Annotated in this window: 1 protein-coding gene; it reads left to right on the forward strand. The window is 45.4% G+C overall.

Annotated features, from left to right (window positions below; translation table 11 throughout):
- The first annotated feature begins 295 nt into the window (after positions 1 to 295).
- Positions 296 to 1,450, forward strand: a complete 1,155-nt coding sequence (locus ACQY6Q_RS10085; protein WP_427980908.1) for an IS110 family transposase — start codon at positions 296 to 298, stop codon at positions 1,448 to 1,450.
- The last annotated feature ends 393 nt before the right edge of the window (positions 1,451 to 1,843 follow it).

Here is a 1,843-nt window from a genome sequence, read left to right on the forward strand (position 1 = left end):
GAAGCCAACGTGAGCATTGCAAACACGTTACCAAACACTCCAACTAGTGCATTTCTGGATCCAAACAGAGCGCCATTCTTTATCGCCAAAAATACAGCTGGACCAGGGCTAACAGTTGCCACAAGGCAAATACCTAAAAAAACAAGATAATCCATCATTTGAAACACCTGAAGATAAGTAGATTGAAAGCATAGACATAATGACTCCCCAAGAAGGTGCTGATCTCCAACTTCGTGGGTTAGCTGAAAGCCAGAGCCATAATAGTTTTGTTAAAGAAACTAAATCGGAGATCAGCATGAACAAACATAACATACTTTTTATTGGCCTAGATACTCACAAAGAGTTTGTTGAAGTCGCCTATATTGAAGGCCAACGAGGCGCACAAGCTGTTCACTTCGGTAGAATATCTAGCGCTAAAACCGCTATTGTTAAACTGGCCAAGCAATTGCAATCTAAATACTCACAAGCCACCCTACACTTTGTCTATGAAGCGGGGCCTTGCGGCTACTGGATATATCGCCTGCTCACCAGCCTTGGCCATTGTTGTTATGTAGTGGCACCTTCGCTTATCCCTAAAAAGCCAGGCGATAAGATTAAAACCGATAAGCGTGATGCACTCAAACTTGCCAAGCTGCTAAAAACTGAAGACCTTACACCGATTTATGTCCCTGAGCCTGAAGATGAAGCCGTAAGGGATTTATCCCGTGCGCGTGAAACCGCCATGAAAGACCTAAAAGATGCCAAGTATCAGTTAAAAGCCTTGCTACTACGTAACAACATTAACTATGCGGGCACTGCCAATTGGTCGGCTAAACACCTGCGTTGGCTCACCGAGTTGGTACTGCCCCACCCAGCACAACAAATTGCGCTACAAGAGTATTTACACACCATTAATGAACGTGTTGCTCGCTTAAAGCGTCTTGATAATGAATTAACCCATCAGGTACAAGCATGGCGTTATTACCCAGTAGTGAAAGCCGTACAAGCCATGCGTGGTGTTCGGCTACTGGTGGCCACTGGCCTAATTGCAGAGCTGGGTGATATACGCCGCTTTGACCACCCGCGAAAATTGATGAGTTATTTAGGTTTAGTGCCTAGTGAACATTCAAGTGGGGGAAAACGACATATAGGCGCAATCACCAAATGTGGTAATGGCCGAGCTAGACGTTTACTTATTGAAGGAGCTCACAGCTACCGTTATCCCGCAAACATCTCTAGTGACTTACAGCTCAGGCAAGAAGGTTTACCCAAAGCGATTGTAGACAAGGCTTGGCAAGCTCAATTGCGATTGTGCCGCCGTTATCAACGCCTGATGCACAAAGGTAAACACTATAACGTGGTGGTAACCGCCATTGCCCGAGAGATGATTGCCTATATTTGGGCGATAGCTAAACAATTGGTTTTAGTTGATGTTAACCCCAAACTGCGTTTAGCCAGAGTACCCGCATAATGACAAGAATAGAGTTAGTGCATGAGATTAAGCATCGGCTGTGGCACAACCACCGACGGCGTTAGGATGGCAAGGTTAATGATTTAGCCTTGACCCACGAACATAGACTGAAGACAGGTGTCACGACGGAATAAGTAAGGTTAGCACTGCCCGTAATTTGGGTAATCTACGGATATCAGCATGAGAACCGACGAACTTACTTGCTTCAATCTTGTGCATTAACTCGCCCTTTAAACTAAGCGCTATGGTTCAACACGAGCTAGGGATTTAGGCGGCCAACTTGACAGGGGGAGTCATACCAACGCCTTAATAACTGGCGTGTAGGTTGGTGCTGTTTTTGCCGCTTTTTGTTTTAGCAAAAACCGCGACAACCGTAATACGTCCAGTTGATTA

Source organism: Agarivorans sp. (assembly GCF_050295395.1).
In the GTDB taxonomy this organism is placed as follows: Bacteria; Pseudomonadota; Gammaproteobacteria; order Enterobacterales; family Celerinatantimonadaceae; genus Agarivorans.

Excerpts from the sequence above, each read along its gene's own strand:
- ACQY6Q_RS10085 (WP_427980908.1), top strand. The coding sequence starts at position 296 with ATGAACAAACATAACATACTTTTTATTGGCCTAGATACTCACAAAGAG.